This is a genomic window from Blautia sp. SC05B48 (genome assembly GCF_005848555.1).
GTDB lineage: Bacteria > Bacillota > Clostridia > Lachnospirales > Lachnospiraceae > Blautia_A.
On record NZ_CP040518.1, the window covers coordinates 1,228,681 to 1,246,815 of the forward strand.

The window sequence follows — 18,135 nt, forward strand, 5'->3', positions numbered from 1 at the left end:
TTTACCAAAGTTTCCACTTTTGAACACATTTTCCATCTGAATACACCTGGCATACACCCTTTATATACTCCCCTGTTTTGAACACATCCCTGCCCGTGCGGTCATTATTTGTCTCATTTTCTGCACTTTTCGGGTACTTACGAACACTTCTGACTCCACACTGCCCCGGAAACCGGCACCGCCAGGACGATGTTCCTGGCACCGCTCCATTCATATGAACACGTGACGAGCGTCAAAACCTTATCGTATATACACTTCAGGTAATCATCTCCGGTTTCGAACACTTCCCTCTGCTTAGCTGCTTTTAAGTACTCCTGCACTGCCGCCACATCTGGAAGTTTCTGCTGGAACGGGAACAAATTCCTGTCTGCTTTCAGCACCGTGACAATTCGATATTCCTGAATGCTATCCTCTGTCTGAAGATAAGCAAAGGGATGCTCCTGATAATATGTTTCATCTGCATAGAAGTCCAGATTTCCGAACATTGCCCCACTGTTCATGTTGTGACCGTAAATGATAAGGTTCCGACTTTCAGACACTTTGCAGTCTGCCTGTAAAAACAGGCTTCCGTTGATGTCATATTCCTTTTTGTAATTCCGTTTCAGGTAAAACTCCCCATTCTCCTGTTCGGACTGAAGCACCGGGTAATCGATTCCTGTATCTGGTATCGTCAGCCATCCCTGCACATCCAGGTATTGTTTCCGAAGAGTAACAAGGTCTACCGTAGCCACCGGGCATTTTCTTCCAGCTGGTTGGTCTTTCTTTTCAGAGCCTGAGGCTCCCGGAGCTTCCGGCTCCGGGAAATTCCCTTTCAGCTCTGCCACCAGCTTTTTGTTTTCCATTGGAAGATATACCATGTGGTAAATCAGAAATCCGGCACTTAAGAAAAGAGCAGCAAGACATACCGCTTGAAAAAGTTTTTTCACGATTTTCATCGTTCCTGTCCGGCTTTTCTCTTCTTTGGCTGACTCTTCTGTGTCTGTCCCGGCACAGGCGGTTTCCTTGCTGCTTTCAGGATTGGTTCTGTTGGAATCTGATTCTGCCTGCAGCCCTTTAAGATTCCGGTCAGGTACGACCGTCCGGGCGGATTAAAGTTCTGCATGTAATCTTTTGTCATGATATAGACAATGGCTTTGATCTCTCTTCCGCCTTTATTCTTGACGGTGATTTCCTGTTTGTCGTAAAAATCAGGATAGCCTTCATAAAGATCCAGGCTCTTTTCGCAGTCCCCAGTCAGTGACCAGAGGACGCCGTCCACATGGCTTCCCTCTTCCGGGAAGATGGTGGCAAGACCGCTTCCTGCGGCTGCAAAGGTCAGCCGATACCCCTCCAGGCGGACGGTTTCTACCACCTCCGCCTTTGGGCACCGATATGCCATCTGGTCCAGATCCATGTTGCTTCCATACGCAAAATATAATTGTTTCAGCCTATCTGCCCCCTTTTTTCTTCTTTCTTCTGGATGCCACACCCATGCCGATCAGACCGCCTGTGGAAAGGATCAGGCACAGGGCCGGAATCCAGAGGTTGATGTCATCGCCTGTTTTCGGGTTACTTACAGACGGGGTGTCCTCCGGAAGCTTCTCGTTCGTCACTTTCTGGATGACTTCAATCACTGGGGTTTTGTCATCTACATAAGTAAATGTCACTTCATGCTTGGTCTCATCCAGCTGATATCCTTCCGGTGCTTTGGTCTCAACCAGATAATAAGTGGCTGCCTTATCAAATTTGCCATCCTTATAAGTTCCGATTGCAAGCAGTCCGCTGGTTGCATGACCGTTTTCATCAGTGGTCAGGGTTTCTACCACTTTGCCATCGGCATCCCTCAATTCAAATTCCGCACCTTTCAGTGCAGCTCCGGTATCCTTGTCCGTTTTCTCAATGATCAGACGTCCCTTTGCGGTATCATCTTTCATGGCTACCTTCTGGATCTCTGCGGTGTCTGCCACCTCGAAGGTGATCTCTTCCGAAACGACATAACCGTTTGGAGCCTGCTCTTCTTTCAGGGTGTATTTACCGATTGGAAGTTTTTCGATATAATGCGGCTCTTTACCGGAAGTCCAGGTTTCTACGATATTGCCATTTTCATCTGTGATGGTCAGTTTGGCTCCTTCAATCTCAGTATCTCCGGTAATATCCGTTTTGCTGATCTCCACTTTGGTCACATCATCTTCCATTACCTGTTTCTGGATCTCTACAGTATTCTCCACGGTGAATGTGATGCTTTCCGCAGTGGCATATCCATCGGCCGGCTTGGTTTCTGTCAGGGTGTACGATTTTCCTACAACCAGTTCTTTGATGATGTGCGGCTCCTTGGTGGATGTCCATTCCTCAACAACAGCCCCGTTTTCATCCGTCAGCTGTAATCTGGCTCCCGGCAGTTCCTCGCCTGTGGTCAGATCGGTTTTGGAAAGTTCCACGGTTGTCGGCTCATCTTCAAATACGAACTCATAGGACACTTCTGCTTCTTTGTCTCCCTGGTACTCAAAAACAAATTCCTGTTCTTCTCCGGTGGTGACAAATCCATCCGGTGCATACAGCTCCTTCACATAATAGGTTCCGTCAATCGGCAGGTCTGCAATAAAGGAAATCTTTCCATCTACATCTGTTGTTTTTAACTCGATCAGGGTATCTGCTTCCATCAGCACCTTTCCAGATGCGGACAGGATGTCGTTCCTAGTGTACAATCCAAAGATGCCGCCTTTTAATACACGGTCGGTATCCTTTTCTTTCTTCAGGACGTTCACTTTCACCTTCTGGCGGTTGTTCTGCCAGTCCTCATCGTATACGACAACCGGGGTATCCTGATCGCGGTAGGAAAGATCTACATATCGTGGTTCTTCATCCAGGATATAACCATATGCTGTGCCTACCTCTTTGACATAATATTTTCCAACCGGAAGGTCAGATACTTCTGCAACACCGTTTGCATCGGTAGTTACAGTTGCTACCAGTTCATCCTTGGAATAATAGTCCGGGCTTACGCCATCAGCTGCTTTGATATCTTCGGCAGCACGGATTTCGAAGGTAACATCTGTCAGGCTTCCTGTAATGTACTCAAAGAAATGTTCCACAACACCTTTGACGTTATCCAGCAGGGTGATCTTATCGAGGAATTCGCCCTTCTTGTTTACGATCAGCAGTGCTTTCGGTACATGGTCCTGCATTTCCACTTTCTGTATTTCTGCGGTATCCTCGATGGTGAATTTCACATCCGTAGTCTTTAAATAACCAAGCGGTGCAAGGGATTCACGGAGGATATAGGTTTTTCCAACAGTCAGATATTTGATCACATGAGGCTCATCCTTTACGGAAGTCCAGCTGTCGATCACGTTTCCATCCTCATCCAGAACAGAAAGGGATGCTCCGTTCAACTCCACGCCTGTGGTCAGATCGGATTTTGTCACCTCGATGGTCGTCGGCTGGTTCTTCTTAATCGATTTCAGTTTAATGGTCTGGATGTCTTGTCCCTGATAGGTGGCATCAAATTCCAGTACCTCATCAGAGGATACAAAACCGTCCGGTGCAGAAATTTCTTTTACATAATAAGTTCCAAGCGGCAGGTCCAGGGTGAAGTGTGCCTGTCCCTTTTCATCGCTTGTAATCTCCTGTAATAAGGTGTCCGCTTTCACGATTACATTGTCACCGGATTTGATCTCATTCTTATTATAAAGACCAAAGACGGCTCCAGCTACCACGCTTCCGATTTCTGCATCCTGTTTTTCCACGGTGATGCTTACCTTCTGGCGTTCATTGGTAAATGTCACTTCTTCGTCTACAACCAGGGTATCCTGTCCGGCATAGGTAAAGGTTACCTCTTCTCCTTTGGCATTCCAGGTGTATCCTTCCGGTGCTTTTTTCTCTTCTACACGGTATTTTCCGAGCGGAAGATTCTCGATTACGGCACTTCCGGTTTCATCGGTCGTTACCGTTGCCACCAGTGTGTCCTTGGCATATTCCAGATAACGGTTGCCGTTCTCATCTGTCTGATGGTCTGCAGTATAGATATCCTCGGAGGCGTAAACTTCAAACACGGCTCCTGCAAGGCTGGCTTCCTCATAAGTAAAATCTTTATCAAAACCTTTGACTACTTCGCCTTCTTTGCGGATGGTCAGTCTGCCCTTAGCTGGGTGGTTCTCAAAATCCACCTCGATGATCAGGTCACCGCTGACCGGATCTTCCTGGTATGCGGTATCACTGTCTACCTTGATTTCCACGGTATTGGTGCTGTGGGTATATCCATCTGGTGCAGTCACCTCTTCGATGCGGTAATTTCCACAAGCCAGATTCTGTGGCAGGATCAAGTATCCGTTTTCATCCGTAAAATAGGATTTATGTACCGTAGTGGATGGATAAGTAGTCACTTGTTCTACATATTTCTTGTTATCCAGATCGTATACCTTAAATTCAGTATTCGGAACCAGAACAGATTTCTTTGTCTCGTCATCTTTTTTGACGATTTTTAATTTTGCTTCAAACTCTTCGTCCAGAAGCACACGCCATACCTGCGGCTGATCCGGATTGTTTTCCGAGATCACAACCTTAAAGTCATCGACTGGTTTGAAGTTGTGCGGTGTGGTGGTTTCTCTTACAATGTAGGTTCCGTATGCAAGCGGAATGGAGCATGCATATCCACGCTCATCTGTGAACATTTCTGTCTGTCCGTCTGCGGTCAGCACGACCGGGGTAGCAGATGCAAAATCATAGGAGCCGTCCTTATTTTTCTTCAGGCTGCTCTCCAGGTAAGCACGGAATCCCACACCTTTTAACAGATCGGCATCGGTCTTTCCGTTGTTGGCTGCTTTGATGACCTGAAACGGCTGTTTGATCACATCTTCCAGAGAAGTTGCGGTACGTTCTACCGTGTGAACCAGATCTCCCTCGTCATTGCACTCCAGATCATGTTCTTCCGTGTCTGCCAGATATCCGACAGGCGGAGTCAGTTCTTTAACGTAATACTTTCCGAGATAGAGGTCTGCGACTTCTGCATTTCCCTCTGTATCCGTAGTCAGGGTTACAATCTGTGTTCCTGCCGGGTAAAGAACACCTGTCTGTCCATCTGGATGTACGATATCTTCACGGGCATACAATCCGTAAACAGCACCCTCAAGTGTTGCATCTCCCTGTGCGGTCTTTCCGGTTTCGGAATCCTCTTTTACCAGTTTGATCTTCGCATTGATCCGCTCATTCTGGAACGTATGGTTGAAAGAAACCGTTGCCTCTTTGTCTGTGGTGTACTGGAAGGTAAAGGAGTACACATCCTCGCCGTTTCTCACATATCCAGCTGGTGCACCCAGCTCTTTCATGTAGTAGCTGTTGGCGATCGGCAGGTCTGCCTGATATACGGCTTTTCCGTCTGTTCCGGTCACTGCTTTCTCAATGAGAGTATCTTTCTTGACCACAATGGTTCCGTCCGCTGCTTTGATGTCATTTCCGGCATACAGACCATAAGTGCCGCCCGGAAGATATTTCCTGGTTTCTTTATCCTGTTTGTATACACTCACGCTTGCTTTCTGGCGGTCATTTTTGAATGTCACGCTTCCCATGACCTTTTCCACATTACTTCCGGCATAGGAAAGGGTGATCTCCTGGCTTTCACCAGTGCATACCAGATTTTGTGGTGCCTGCATTTCTTTTACCACATATTTCCCCAGATATAGCTTGTCCAGTGTGGCACTTCCGTCATCCCCGGTGGTGAGTCCGGCTTTAACCAGTGCATCTTTTTTGTAGATGATTGTTCCGTCTGCGGATACAATGTCCTCTGCAGCATAAACGTTGTAAACCGCGCCTTTTTGTTTCTGCTCTGTATAAACAAAGGAAACACCATCATCGGTCACCTTTGCTCCGGTCAGGACTTCGCCTAATTTGTAAACGGTCAGGCTTGCCATCTGCTCTGCATCGGTAACGGTCTGTTTTACGGTATCCCCGATGACCAGTTTCACATCGTAGGCTTTGGTATCCAGCAGATATCCGTTTGGTACGGAGATTTCTTTCAGGTATACGGTATCCTGTGTTTTGGTGATCGTAACGCTGGAAGCTCCGTTGGCATCTGTGGCCGGCATCTTTGTGATCAGGTTCTTTCCATCCTTGTCACTGTAAACGCCATAAACTGCACCTGCGATGGCTTTGTTGCTCTTACGGTCTTTCTTTACGATCTCCAGAGTTGCCTGTTTTACCCATGATACTTTAAAATCTACATATTTCTCATCGGTCACACCCTCGCCAAATACCAGGGCAAGGTCCTGTGTCTCGCTTCCGGTTGTGATCTTATAAGCGGAATAATCTTTGATGATGCTTCCCTTCATGGTGACAGACCATTCCCCTTTGACATCCACTGCCTGTGTCAGCGGTGCAGATAAGTAGAATTTGGTACCGCCGCAGATCTCCACGGATGCACCTGCACTGCTTGTTTTTCCCGTTGTCACATTATGCAGTTTGACACCGGACGGCAGCTTCATGGTGATGATCTGCAGTTCGGATGCCTTGAAGGTGATCTCTTCTGTTCTCTGGCTGTTGCCGCTGATATATGCGGTAACATCTGCATTGGAGAAACTCATGTCCACTTCCGGTATCTCCGGCTGGCTCATGCAATAATTGTAGAGTTCCATTGCCAGAGCCTGTCCAGTTGCATTCGTACCGGAAAAAGCGTCACTACTGTTATTGGCATAAGACGCAGCCAGATGGACAATGATAAACTGTTTTCCAGCGGAAAAATCAGGATGTTTCTCTGAGAAAAATCCATTTTCGCCGGATGCTTTTGTGCCGTAGTAGCATACTTTTGCCAGTGCTTTGCTGTCACCCAGTTTGGTGATCTTATAGACACCATCCCCAGGTCCTGCCTTGGATGGCTGCACACAGTAGGCAGTTGCAGACACGTTTCCAAATTTTACGGTATATTTATAAGTTACGTAGGAACCCAGACCGTAGTCTGCATAATAGTATGCAGCCCCTCTTGTCACATCTACGTCCTGTGTTGCTCTTGTACTGGTATTGACTGCGGTGAATGAAACGGTTTCCCCATCTTCCATTGCCATCAGGTCAATATCCTGTTCCCCTGCCTGCTCCAGAACATCGCTGAGTGTCAGCCCGGATTCTTCATCGGTTGTATTTTCCGTTTCAGATTCCTCTAATGCAGCATCAAACTCGGATTCGGAAAGTCCGTCCTGAAATTCGGGTTCTGTTTCTTCCGGTTCTTCTGTTTCAGATTCAGCTGTCTCCGGCTCAACAATTTCTGTCTCTACAGGCTCTGTCTCAGTTTCTTCCTGCGAGGCAGCTTCCTCATCATCAGAACCTGTATCCTCTTCTGTAACTGCCTGTTCTGTCTGTGGTTCACTCTGAGACGCTGCCACAGGCTCTTTTACGATCAGGTTTCTCCCAATCTGATAAACCGGGTGGTTCTGGTTGACTGGCTGCACATAATAAACGGCATGGTAAGTGTCTGCATGGCCGGTGCTGAAACTCTCCCCGGCGTCGCTCTCTGCTTTCTGGAATGTCACTTTGACTTTGCTTTCGTCCTTGATTTCCAGATTCGTGCGGTCACTGGAAACATCAAACTCCTGTCCGACTTCCAGCTCCAGATCGTTGGCTTTTACCACTTCCTCTTCATCCAGCAGATCCTTTACGGATTCATAAGCTGGCGGTTCTGCCGTTTTCGGCTCTTCCGAAGCATAAACGGTCAACGGTGAAATGACCGTGGATAAGATGGTGACTGCCGCCATCACCCCTGAAAGGATCCGCCTGAATCGATATTTGCTCTTCATGTTTTCTACCTCTTTCTTATTTTTCTTCATTTCTCATAAGAACAGCCGGATGTTCCCACCCGGCCTGTCTGTTCTCGTTATTCTGTTATCTTGCGCCCTCTGTCCGTCCTGGCTTCTGCAGACAGGCATAGGTGCTTTTGTCATACCGCCATGCTTTATCGCCGTCCAGGTTAGCAAGCAGATGCTTTCGCACATTTTTGTATTCGTCCCCGATTAGTCCGAGGCGGAGCAAAAAGGTACGAAACGTAAATGCCGGGTTATCCCCGATCTCCGTCTTTTTGGCATGGGTACAGGACTGGTTGACCGCCTGTGCGGATATGGCAAGTGCCAGCGTAATGTTTGACCGGACTTTTCCTGCATGGAGGGTGCTTTCAAAACAACGCCATTCCAGTGTTCCCTTGGAAAAAACAGCATGTAAGTTTAAGGCATAATACCTTGTCCAGTTGTAATGCTCGGAGCTTCCGTCATTTCCCTCATACCATGCCCTTTTGAATTTTTCCATCGTGATGGTGCTGTTTGGCATCCGGCGGATCTTCTCCAATACCATAGGACGGACTTTCTGGCAATACTCATCTTCCCTTCTCGTCTGTACATTTAAGGCTTTGAACAGAATATCCTCTTTGCAATACATGATCGTCAGTGCATTTTTCAGACTCCTTGGTGTATGATTGGATGCGTCCACATGGACATGCATGCCACAGGATGAATTGACAAAAGCACCTGCGTTTTTGACACACCGCACCACTTCCTGGAGTTTCCCCATTTCCGAATATTCCAATTTCGGGGATACCATTTCTGTCGAATAATCTCCATCGGCATCTATTACAGTACCATTTGCCAGCCTTTCACAGTCGATACTGCTGTCCCTTGAAAATTTCCACGTTTTTCCATCTGAATCTTTTACACACCAGGAATCGTAAGAACGGATATGATATGGCTCTGTTCCGAACATTCTTCCAACAGCGGCAGCCGCGTTGTAACGGCTGATGCCTGTCATCTCAATCTCTGTACCAAAATACTGGTCTTTTAAGTCGATCTGCTTCACCCACCCTTCGCTTCTGGAACAGGTGAGCTGCTTCGGATCTCTTCATCCACAGCTTTCAGGTTTCTGCCTATTGCTTCGATGACATTGACGGTGACACCGTTCCCGGCCTGCTTGTAAAGCTGGTTATCCGATGTTTCTTTTTCCATCTTGGAAATCTGACCATCTCGGTATCCCTGTAGCCGCAGACACTCCCTTGGCGTCAGCCTGCGGATTCTGCCATGGTAAATCACTCCATGACGGTCAGTTGCCGTAATGGTGAACATTGGCTCTTCCGGTTCTTTCATTCTTCTTCCATTCTGCCGGACTTTTTCCCTGGCTGGTGTCAGCACTGCCCTTGGCGTTTCTTCCACCAGCACCCCGGAGCTTTCGCCCCTGTGGTTATGGATGCTGGAATCCTGTCTGGTATTCAGACATCTTGCAACCTCTGTTACCAGCGGCGGAGGGGAAATATCTACAAAATGCAGTGTCCCCTGCTGGTTTATGGTCGTCAGAGTATGGGCGATCTCATGCCCGACTCTTCCCCTGCGGCTGTTGATGCCCGGATATCCGAGATCAATGCTGTCACCCTCATAAGCCATCTTGTATCCTTTTCGGGTGTTTTCCTTGATTGGGATACCGACTTCGTATAATCCGGTCTTGCCGCCCATACCACCAGCCCCGCTGGTCAACGTGCAGCTCAATCCTTCTTCTGCGTAGACTCTTTCTCCCTGTTTGCCAGCATGGACTTGTATAAGAGCTGTTCCATTTGCTTTTGGGAAAGGTAATATTTTTCCGGCACATCTTCCATCAAGATATCCGACAATATACACCCGTTTCCTTGACTGTGGGACTCCGAAATCCTTGCTGTTAAGCACCTTCCATTCGACATGATACCCCAGTTCAGATAGCGTACTGAGGATGGTGTGAAACGTCCGCCCTTTGTCATGCGAAAGCAAACCGGGTACGTTTTCAAGGAGAAAATACGCAGGTCGTTTGTCTGCAACCAATCTGGCAACTTCGAAGAAAAGGGTTCCTCTTGCATCGGCAAATCCTTCCCTTCGTCCAGCGATGGAGAATGCCTGGCAAGGAAATCCCGCGCATAAAAGATCAAAGTCCGGCATTCGTTCTGTTTCAATATTTCTAGCGTCATTGCAGAACCACTCTCCTTCCGTATCAAACAGCACCCGGTAGTTGTGGTCTGCATATGCATCTGCTTCACAGTGTCCGACACAGGTGAAGCCCCCTGCCCTGTGCAGTCCTTCTCGGAATCCTCCGATTCCACTGAACAGGTCAAAAAATCGAATTGTTCCGGCTATCAGCCTCCCTTCGCTGCGAAAAAAACAGTGCAGATTTCTCTGCACCGTTTCCGTCTCTTGGTTTCTGTTTTGTGATGTCTATTCTTATGATTCCGCTTCCTCTGGCTCAGATTCTTCTGCTTCTTCGGTTTCCAGTTCTGTTGGTTCTGCTTCCGCTGGCTCTTCGTTTTCTGGCTCTGTCGGCTCTTCATCTGCTTCAGGTTCGTCCGGTTCTGTCATTTCTCCGTCTGTTTCAGCTTCCAGTGCTTCTGTCTCAGGCTCTTCTGCTTCAGGTTCTGCTGACTCTTCATCCGGTTCTGATTTCGCAGTCTCAGGATCTTCCATTTCTGTTTCTTCGGCTTCCTCTGACTCTGCTTTCCATTTGGCTTCTTCTTTTTCGATTACATCTTCGATAAGCCCGATTAAGAAGTCTTTCTGTTTCATGCCATTCCTGGCGAGGACTGCTTTCAGTCTGGAAAATAAATCCTCGGTTACCTGTACTGCTACTGTTCTTAAATCTGCCATGTTCGTCTTTTCTCCTTTTCTTGTCATGTGTTCTTCGATTACCATTTCAAGGTATTTTGGTATGCTGATTCCTAACTCTTCGACTTCCAGTTTTAGCTTTTCATGCAGCTCTACCGGAATTTTTCCGCATATGTTTTTCATCTCCATTGTGTTCGTTCTCCTTTCTTTTTTCTACATACAACATACCCTAAAACATGACAGAAAGCTATTCACAATACCCAACGAATATGAGGCTCTCAAAAGCTCCCAAAGGATGCAGATCCAATAACATTCAATAGGCATCACCCCTTTCAAAAATCCGTGATTTATACTAATTTGACTGCTTGAAATTTGGCTATTTTATCACCAGGAAAGACTTGACTTTTTCAGAATGCATCCTCAAGCCCGGAGAGAAAATCCAGCATCTGGGACGGGATTTCTTCCTTTTTTGAAACCCTCTCCCCGGAGCCAGAAATGGAAACACCTGCCAGTTCTTCCCGGATTGCCTGCCGGATGCTTTTCTCCAGCTGGTTGTTTTCCTGATCTTTTAAAATCACCTGAACCAGATAGCTGCTCTTCTGTCCATCTGGAACACTTTGCAGGATCTCCCATGCCTTTTTGTGATCTGGGTTATCAAGGTTCAGGCGGAACGAGAAAACGGGTCTCTTTACTTCGCGCACATCTGCCCCACAATCCGCTCATAGCCGGAAGCATTGGCGTGTATGTCTGTCAGGTAAATCTGCCGACACAGCCTGTCCTGCGGTGTCACGTGCCGTTTCAGAATGCTGGCTCCGCCGCCCATGATCACGGACGGAATTGCCTTCAGATCGAACCCGGCTTCCATAATTGCAGACAGTATTTTCTCCGTGTAGAGTCTTCCCTGCCGGACAATGATTTCTTTTGCGGCCGGGTCCATGCTGCAGCTCTGGCCGTTCAGAACACGTTCGATCTGAATATCCGTTACAGACAGTCCGGTATTTCTGCGTACCTGCTCGGTGATCTCATCCACACACCGGATCACACCAAGTTCCAGGCTGCGGCAGGTAGCGGCATTTGGAACACTGTTGTCCAGCCGCATCAGGTCTACGGTCCAGCCACCGATATCTGCGAGAAGAACAGAAGGCTCATCCCGAACACATTCCGGGTGAAGAGCCAGGGCAGAGTATCCCTGTGGGAACAGTTTTACATCCTGAATCCGGATCTCATAGCTCTCATCCTCGTACCGGAAACGCAGAGGCTGCTCTTTCCGAAACAGATATTCCCGGAAACCTTTTTTCTCCCTGCCAAAACTTGCCAGTGGGAGGCCGGCTGCCAGAACCACATCTGTTTTCCTCTCTCCCCGGCGATAGCGGATTTCCTGAGCAATAGCTGCCATTGTCAAAAGATAATAATTGTCATTGGAAGTCTTGCTTCTCACCAGCGTCTGCCGCCCGGTTCCACACACATAAAATTTCCCATTGTACTGCAGGACATTCTGCATGGTGTACGGCTCGTAATCATACCCGGTCAATCCTGTCGGGAAGCACACATGGGGAGTTTTGATGGCATAATATCCATGGTCAATTCCTATAATGATAAGTCACCACATCCTTTCTGGTTTTCTTTGTTCTTTTCCAGCAGGTGGTCTTTCGGTCTGGAAAAAGAGAAAAAGGGCAGAACCCCGAAGAGCCCTGCCCGTAATAAAAAATACAGTTATGTATATTTACAAACAAATATGCATAACTGTATGCTATCACTTTTAATTAATTTATAACTTGGATTCTCTATTTCTGTTCTTGTAGCACATAAATACTGCTTTAAAATGTTCCTACTAGCTGCCTATGTTACTATTCTTTATTTCACCAATTCATGAATAGCTTTTACCATTGTAAGTCCATAATCAACAAGGAATTTTTTTTGTTCTTCGGAGTATGTCTTTCTTTCCTCTATTGCTTCATCTGTGCAATGTCTAAAGCACTGCATTTTCTTTCTATAATTCTTTACTATCGTATCGTCAATGAAGCCACAACATACATCTTCATATTCTGGTGTGATAAATTTTCCATCTTGTTTCAACAGGTTTTCAATAAGGTTTGCAATCTCAGCAATTTTTTCATCTATATGCATACTATTGAAAGATGCCTGTCTAGTAGAAATTTCAATAAATTTCTGATTTATAGAATCGTTCACTTCAATATTACAAGACTTTTGCTCAAATGTCAGATCTGCTACAAAGGTTCTTCTAGTCGCATAACGAACAGTTCCATTATCATCTCCACCTAGAGCAATAATTCGATTTCTAATATCTCTATATGTAAAGTCTGTTGGATCAACAGGGGGTCTTGCTAGTATTCTAGGAAACTCTTTTATCTCATAACCGAGCATATGTAGATAATATGTTATTAGATAAAACCAACATTTATTTTCACCTGAAAAATCAACATCTGGCTGACACAGTTCTTTAAATTTCGTTATTGCTTCTTCAACATCATAAATCTCAAATTGATAATTCTGAGTTTCTTCTTCACCATAAAAAATATTATATGTATAATTTACCTTTTTAACAGATTCCAGAAAACGATAATGGTATTCGGATTCCTTTATATTTTGAAAATAAAATTCTTTTAAATCCATGAACATACTCCATTCAAAAATCAAGCCACAACATCGACAATTCAGCATCTCTTCTCATTTTCACAAATTCTTCTGCAAATGTTTTTGCTGTTTCTCTATTATGATCTACATCCCAATGTTCCTTATTATAGTTTGCAGCGTTTGTCCAATTGAAAGTACCGTGCATTGCAACTTCTAAATCGATCACACAAAACTTCCTATGCATTATATTTTTGTACCGCTCTGACATCACATCCACCCGATAAACCTCAAAGTGATCTTCCAAAGTGAACGAAGGTTTCTCCTTATTAACACGATTATTATCAATAATAATTTTTACATCTAACCCTTCATTTCTTTTTTTCAATAATTCATCAAATATTTTTTTATTGGTGAACCATGCCATTGCTATCCAAATTGAGAACTTTGCTTCTCGAATTTCATCAATTATCCGATTTTGTATATCATCAAAAAGTATCTCTTGGCTTACTTCTTCTGGTGCAATATTAAGTATTCCGGGTTTTAATACCAATCCGCTATACTCATTATAATCGTTTGGTTCATAAACCTGTTTGCACAAATCATCAACAAAATCTTCATGTTCTTTCAAGACAATTAATTTATCTGGAACAACGCTAATAATAATATACTCTTGACGATGATCAGGCAAATGATATGTAAAAGCCCATTCCTTTTGAAATGAAACAGAAGCAACTTTAAGCGCCTCCACCACCTCATCTTTATGCTCATAATCACTCATCTTTGCTGTTGCTATCAATAAATCCTTATACTGCTGTTCTGTCATAACATCCCCCTATAGCTTTATATATATCGCAATGCTATGAGCAATTTCTTTATCACTACTCATTATTGTGTCATTTCCTAACAAAATTCGATTTCTACCACTAATGATATCATATTTTTTATTTATAATCTAGGTCTTGTATCCACTCTCCGATCTCTTTTGGTGTGCTTTTGCAAAAATCCTGAATCCACATCTCATGGAGTTTAACTTCTGATTCTGTACTATCTATGTTTCCAACACGCCCACCTGTTTCCTGAAGTGCTTCCAGGCAATCCCATTCCTTTTGGAAGTCCCCAGCAAATTCCATCCATACTTTTATATGATATTCCTTAAAACCTAAATGGTAAATCAAGTAGGTCAACCTGTCAAAATCAGCTAACGGCATTTTTTCTTTTTTCAGCAATAACCTTTTATCATGCTCGCTGCATAAATATAAAAATGCAAGCTGTTCTATTTTTGCCTGCTCCATATATTTCTCCCTTCTCTTCTGTCCTTGTCTCACTTTTACAACCGATTCTACCTTGTCCAATCGTTAAAATCAATACAGATGGTGCAAAAAGTGAGACAAACCATCTGTTTACCAGAGAGGAAGAGATTTAAGATGCCAAAGCCAAGGACACAGTCTGGTGAGAAGAATCTGATTAGCCAGCGATTGATTGAACTTCGCAAGACCCACAATATGTCTCAGCGTGATCTTGCCTATAAACTCCAGTTAGCTGGTTACGATATGGATAAAAATGTAATCACCAGAATCGAAACAAACAAGCGTTATGTCACTGATCTTGAATTAAAAGCCATTGCTGAAATCTTTCAGGTTTCATACATATTTCTCATTGATGGCAAAGATGAATAGAAGTGACAAATGGGGAAGTGTCTTTCGTGCTTCCCCATTTTATCCGTCTCTTTTACAGATTCAGTAATTCCAGGATTTTCTGCATACCAGCCTGATACAAGGATTCCGCATATAGAATCCATCTCTCATTTACTTTCGTAACGTATGCATCTATCATTTTTCGTTTTTCTTTTTCAAGTCCCATTGCCTGAACCTGATCTTCATATTTTGATATTTTTTCGAGCATTTTCTGGTACACTGCATTTTCTTTCAGTTCATTTTCTACCTCATCAATCCAGGTATCCATTAGCAGTTCCAGTAATTTCTTTGTATCACTTTCGTCCTTTCCTGACACTGCTTTTTTGATTTTTCCAAGCATGGCACCATACGAAATCATCTGTGCCTGTCCCATATAGAAATGATATTCTTCTTCTATCATTTCCTTTCCGTTCTCCAGTTGGAAATATTGGTGCAGTGCCTGATGTTCGTCTGCTGTCAGACTGATTGACTGAGCCGCTTCCATAAATGTTTCTATCACTGGATACTTCTCTATAAGTTCCAGTATTTTCTTTTGCAGTCTCTGGTATTCCGCATTATGCTTTTTCAGATAGATACATACCTGTTCTCCTATCCGTATCCCCAGACATTGCTCGTTCCAGATGATATCTGGCTGTACTGACATATCGTTTTCTCCTTTCTGTGTCGTTTCCCTGTTCCAAGCACAAGACTATACCACACTTCCGGGAGAAAGCTATTCAGCAGATCTACTAAAATGACCGGGCGGATACTGTGCAACCTATCCTTTCTTTATAATAAAAAAAGGCATGGAAGAATCTTATTCTTTCATACCTACTACTTATTTCTATATTCAACTGAATACACATTCTTTTCCATTATCTGTGTATCATGTACCTATTTTCCTCTAAAAGCAAACTGTATACACTCCATACACGCCTACCATCTATACCTCATTTTACATCCAGCATCAGGAATTCTGCCTGATGTGTCAATGCAACGATCAGATTCAGCTTTGCTTTCATTCCTGTTGAGTACTCTTTTATAAATTTATTCAACGGAATCTGATATTCCTCACACATCTGATGAAATTTTTCTGCTTCAAACTTCGGATACAATTTGGCAAGGACTGCCTCAATATCTTTTCCTTTCAAATATCCGGTAAATCCAGCTTCTGCCAGGACGACTCCCAGCTCTTCTTTCTCTTTTTCACTTAACTCTTCCGGTATTTTTCCCAGGATCTTTATCTCGCCGGCATCATAAGAAATGAGTCCGAGCACCGCCTTGAATAAAGTACTCTTACCGGCTCCGTTCTCTCCAACCAGACCAGTAATTCTTCCTTTTTCTACATTTAACGAACAGTCTAACTGAAATTCACCGTAGCTTTTCTTTACTCCTTTGATCTCTAACATAATCATTCATCCTCCATGATGAGTTCAAACAATGAACGGATCTCTTCCTCCTTCATTCCGCAGCGCCTTCCCTTCTGAATCGCTGCTTCCAGATCCGCCTCAACCTCTTTCCTGCGCTCTTCTTCCATCAGCTGTGTATTCGAAGCCGCTACATATGTTCCTTTTCCATGAACTGTGACTGTCATGCCCTCTGCTTCCAGATTGTCATATGCTTTCTTCACAGTAAGTGCACTGATCTTCAGTTCCTTTGCCATTGTTCTCACGGACGGCAATATATCATTTTCTTTTAATTCTCCGGAGATGATCTGCGCCTTGATCTGCTCCATGATCTGTTCATAAATTGGTACCATCGATGTATTATTGATTATAATCTTCATATGTTCCCTCCTGTTGTAAACAGTATATAACAGTGTAGTACTGTTGTCAACTGTTATATACTGTTTTGCAGTAGTTGACTGCTGGGATATATTTTTTAACACGAAAAAAAGCACCTCTCAGATCAAAAAACTCTAAGAAGTGCTTTTGTTGTCATGTATATCAATAATTTAATTTTAGTACAGCTTTGCACCTGCCGGGATTTTGTCATCTACCATCAGAAGGTATGGGAAGTCTTAGACACTTACTTTTCATGATCATTAATTTTTATTTGTTACGCAAAATGAATTGACTTTATAGACCGATTAGTCTATTTTGTAAATAACTGCAACAAAATATTCTTGGAGGGATATATGACAAAAGCTCTCACTAATTATGATAAAACAAAAATTTCTACAGCACATGTTTTCCTGCAATATGATCAAGCTACAATGATACATAAATATTCATTACATTACAATTCTGACTGGTTATATATTACTTTTATTAACCGTACCTATCGTATTAACCGAAAAACGGGAAATGTTCAGTGGTCAGATAATGATTTTGAAACAGTTCATGAAGCCAATCATAATGAAGCAATGACTATTTATGATGTTTTATGTTATTCAAAGGATAGATGCCATCTGTCACATGAATTTGTAAATATAAACAGCCTTTCCTCTGTCCGAACAGGAAATCTCTCACCGAACAGAGGATTTTTCCAGAATACCGCTGACTTTTTTAACGGAAAAACCGTTGAATTGCGTAATGCCTGTATATCACTTTCCGGAAAGGAACTGGAAAAAGGAGATGTTGCTTTTAAATTAAATCTTTTTCCTTTTTTGCCGATTATCATTCGTTTCTGGGAAGCTGATGACGAATTCCCGGCAAGTCTTCAAATTCTTGCGGATAGAAATACTTTAGATTACATGCATTATGAAACGCTTATGTTTGCACTTACACATCTGTTTTCCAGACTGAAGGAAGAAATGCGAATTGAAAAAGGGTGAAGAATCCAGACAACGCCTGATCGAGTGTGCTGCTGAATTATTTTGGAAAAATGGGTATTCTGCTACTGGAATCAGCGAAATTCTCAAACAAACAGACCTTCCAAAAGGATCTTTTTATTTTTATTTCAAAAGCAAGGATGACCTGGCAACAGCGGTAACGGAATACTATCAACAAATCTTGCTGGAACAATTTCAAAATAGTTCTCAGGGAAATGACTGGGAAAGTTTTATTGAAGAAATCTTTGATTTTTTATCTGAAAGGACAAATGGACAAACATTTGCAGGCTGCCCGTATGCGGTGATGGGCATGGAAACAGCACTTGGCAAGCCTGCAGTTGCATCTGTATTTATGGAAGGACTGAAAAAATTTGAGCAGATTTTTCAGGAAGTATTGTTATACTCCGGATTGTCTCCAGATCATGCAAAAAATCTTTCTCAGCGCATGCTTTCTATCTATCAGGGATATTTTCTTCTTGGACGAATCAGCGACAATACTTCTTATTTGAAAAATGCAAGAAAAAACGTATAAAGA

Annotated in this window: 17 protein-coding genes; 3 read left to right on the top strand and 14 right to left on the bottom strand. The window is 43.8% G+C overall.

What is annotated here, in order from left to right:
* Nucleotides 1-137: 137 nt before the first annotated feature.
* The 11 genes from EYS05_RS05595 to EYS05_RS05645 all read right to left on the bottom strand — a co-directional run bounded on the left by EYS05_RS05595 (nt 138) and on the right by EYS05_RS05645 (nt 14,446).
* Nucleotides 138-935, bottom strand: coding sequence for a class B sortase (locus tag EYS05_RS05595; RefSeq protein WP_055214194.1), 798 nt, complete (start codon nt 933-935; stop codon nt 138-140).
* Entirely contained in the window at nt 932-1,393 is a 462-nt protein-coding gene (locus EYS05_RS05600; RefSeq protein ID WP_006428280.1) for a gamma-glutamylcyclotransferase family protein, read from the bottom strand. Before EYS05_RS05600 ends, EYS05_RS05595 begins: the two co-directional genes overlap by 4 nt.
* A gap of 34 nt (nt 1,394-1,427) precedes the next feature.
* The gene (locus tag EYS05_RS05605; RefSeq protein ID WP_138276779.1) at nt 1,428-7,757 is read right to left on the bottom strand and encodes a SpaA isopeptide-forming pilin-related protein; all 6,330 of its coding nucleotides are present in this window, start codon (nt 7,755-7,757) and stop codon (nt 1,428-1,430) included.
* 85 nt (nt 7,758-7,842) lie between these two features.
* Nucleotides 7,843-8,754, bottom strand: coding sequence for an amidoligase family protein (locus tag EYS05_RS05610; protein WP_243119282.1), 912 nt, complete (start codon nt 8,752-8,754; stop codon nt 7,843-7,845).
* A 44-nt stretch (nt 8,755-8,798) separates the two neighbouring features.
* Nucleotides 8,799-10,100, bottom strand: a complete 1,302-nt coding sequence (gene dcm, locus EYS05_RS05615) for a DNA (cytosine-5-)-methyltransferase (protein WP_305764572.1) — start codon at nt 10,098-10,100, stop codon at nt 8,799-8,801.
* Nucleotides 10,101-10,181: 81 nt separating this feature from the next.
* Nucleotides 10,182-10,748 carry a hypothetical protein gene (locus EYS05_RS05620; protein ID WP_117889123.1) on the bottom strand — a complete coding sequence of 189 codons (567 nt, stop codon included), beginning with the start codon at nt 10,746-10,748 and terminating at the stop codon, nt 10,182-10,184.
* Nucleotides 10,749-10,966: 218 nt separating this feature from the next.
* The gene (locus tag EYS05_RS05625) at nt 10,967-11,260 is read right to left on the bottom strand and encodes a hypothetical protein (RefSeq protein ID WP_055155764.1); all 294 of its coding nucleotides are present in this window, start codon (nt 11,258-11,260) and stop codon (nt 10,967-10,969) included.
* On the bottom strand, nt 11,248-12,156 hold the full coding sequence (locus EYS05_RS05630; protein WP_158293346.1) for a ParM/StbA family protein: 909 nt from the start codon (nt 12,154-12,156) through the stop codon (nt 11,248-11,250). Before EYS05_RS05630 ends, EYS05_RS05625 begins: the two co-directional genes overlap by 13 nt.
* 257 nt (nt 12,157-12,413) lie before the next feature.
* Entirely contained in the window at nt 12,414-13,193 is a 780-nt protein-coding gene (locus EYS05_RS05635; RefSeq protein WP_117802441.1) for a hypothetical protein, read from the bottom strand.
* A gap of 13 nt (nt 13,194-13,206) precedes the next feature.
* Nucleotides 13,207-13,977: a phospholipase D-like domain-containing protein gene (locus tag EYS05_RS05640; protein ID WP_015513364.1), complete on the bottom strand. Its 771-nt coding sequence runs from the start codon at nt 13,975-13,977 to the stop codon at nt 13,207-13,209.
* 118 nt (nt 13,978-14,095) lie between these two features.
* Nucleotides 14,096-14,446, bottom strand: a complete 351-nt coding sequence (locus EYS05_RS05645) for a hypothetical protein (RefSeq protein WP_117802442.1) — start codon at nt 14,444-14,446, stop codon at nt 14,096-14,098.
* Nucleotides 14,447-14,578: 132 nt separating this feature from the next.
* Between EYS05_RS05645 and EYS05_RS05650 the strand changes: the two genes are divergently transcribed.
* Complete coding sequence (locus EYS05_RS05650; RefSeq protein ID WP_015513363.1) at nt 14,579-14,830, top strand: helix-turn-helix domain-containing protein; 252 nt, start codon at nt 14,579-14,581, stop codon at nt 14,828-14,830.
* Between the two features lie 52 nt (nt 14,831-14,882).
* Here EYS05_RS05650 and EYS05_RS05655 read toward each other — a convergent pair whose 3' ends face one another.
* The 3 genes from EYS05_RS05655 to EYS05_RS05665 form a co-directional block, all read right to left on the bottom strand.
* Nucleotides 14,883-15,491, bottom strand: coding sequence for a DUF6664 family protein (locus tag EYS05_RS05655; RefSeq protein WP_117802443.1), 609 nt, complete (start codon nt 15,489-15,491; stop codon nt 14,883-14,885).
* A 286-nt stretch (nt 15,492-15,777) separates the two neighbouring features.
* Nucleotides 15,778-16,236 carry an ATP-binding cassette domain-containing protein gene (locus tag EYS05_RS05660; protein WP_243119239.1) on the bottom strand — a complete coding sequence of 153 codons (459 nt, stop codon included), beginning with the start codon at nt 16,234-16,236 and terminating at the stop codon, nt 15,778-15,780.
* A gap of 2 nt (nt 16,237-16,238) precedes the next feature.
* Nucleotides 16,239-16,613 carry a GntR family transcriptional regulator gene (locus tag EYS05_RS05665; protein WP_015526677.1) on the bottom strand — a complete coding sequence of 125 codons (375 nt, stop codon included), beginning with the start codon at nt 16,611-16,613 and terminating at the stop codon, nt 16,239-16,241.
* 351 nt (nt 16,614-16,964) lie between these two features.
* On the opposite strand from EYS05_RS05665, the gene EYS05_RS05670 reads away from it, so the two are divergent.
* Entirely contained in the window at nt 16,965-17,603 is a 639-nt protein-coding gene (locus tag EYS05_RS05670) for a DUF3786 domain-containing protein (protein WP_118516079.1), read from the top strand.
* Entirely contained in the window at nt 17,590-18,132 is a 543-nt protein-coding gene (locus tag EYS05_RS05675) for a TetR/AcrR family transcriptional regulator (protein ID WP_118516080.1), read from the top strand. The genes EYS05_RS05670 and EYS05_RS05675 overlap by 14 nt, the downstream gene beginning before the upstream one ends.
* The last annotated feature ends 3 nt before the right edge of the window (nt 18,133-18,135 follow it).

Excerpts from the sequence above, each read along its gene's own strand:
- EYS05_RS05595 (WP_055214194.1), bottom strand. The coding sequence starts at position 935 with ATGAAAATCGTGAAAAAACTTTTTCAAGCGGTATGTCTTGCTGCTCTT.
- EYS05_RS05600 (WP_006428280.1), bottom strand. The coding sequence starts at position 1,393 with ATGGATCTGGACCAGATGGCATATCGGTGCCCAAAGGCGGAGGTGGTA.
- EYS05_RS05605 (WP_138276779.1), bottom strand. The coding sequence starts at position 7,757 with ATGAAGAGCAAATATCGATTCAGGCGGATCCTTTCAGGGGTGATGGCG.
- EYS05_RS05610 (WP_243119282.1), bottom strand. The coding sequence starts at position 8,754 with ATGACAGGCATCAGCCGTTACAACGCGGCTGCCGCTGTTGGAAGAATG.
- EYS05_RS05620 (WP_117889123.1), bottom strand. The coding sequence starts at position 10,748 with ATGGAGATGAAAAACATATGCGGAAAAATTCCGGTAGAGCTGCATGAA.
- EYS05_RS05635 (WP_117802441.1), bottom strand. The coding sequence starts at position 13,193 with ATGGATTTAAAAGAATTTTATTTTCAAAATATAAAGGAATCCGAATAC.
- EYS05_RS05640 (WP_015513364.1), bottom strand. The coding sequence starts at position 13,977 with ATGACAGAACAGCAGTATAAGGATTTATTGATAGCAACAGCAAAGATG.
- EYS05_RS05645 (WP_117802442.1), bottom strand. The coding sequence starts at position 14,446 with ATGGAGCAGGCAAAAATAGAACAGCTTGCATTTTTATATTTATGCAGC.
- EYS05_RS05650 (WP_015513363.1), top strand. The coding sequence starts at position 14,579 with ATGCCAAAGCCAAGGACACAGTCTGGTGAGAAGAATCTGATTAGCCAG.
- EYS05_RS05655 (WP_117802443.1), bottom strand. The coding sequence starts at position 15,491 with ATGTCAGTACAGCCAGATATCATCTGGAACGAGCAATGTCTGGGGATA.
- EYS05_RS05660 (WP_243119239.1), bottom strand. The coding sequence starts at position 16,236 with ATGTTAGAGATCAAAGGAGTAAAGAAAAGCTACGGTGAATTTCAGTTA.
- EYS05_RS05665 (WP_015526677.1), bottom strand. The coding sequence starts at position 16,613 with ATGAAGATTATAATCAATAATACATCGATGGTACCAATTTATGAACAG.
- EYS05_RS05670 (WP_118516079.1), top strand. The coding sequence starts at position 16,965 with ATGACAAAAGCTCTCACTAATTATGATAAAACAAAAATTTCTACAGCA.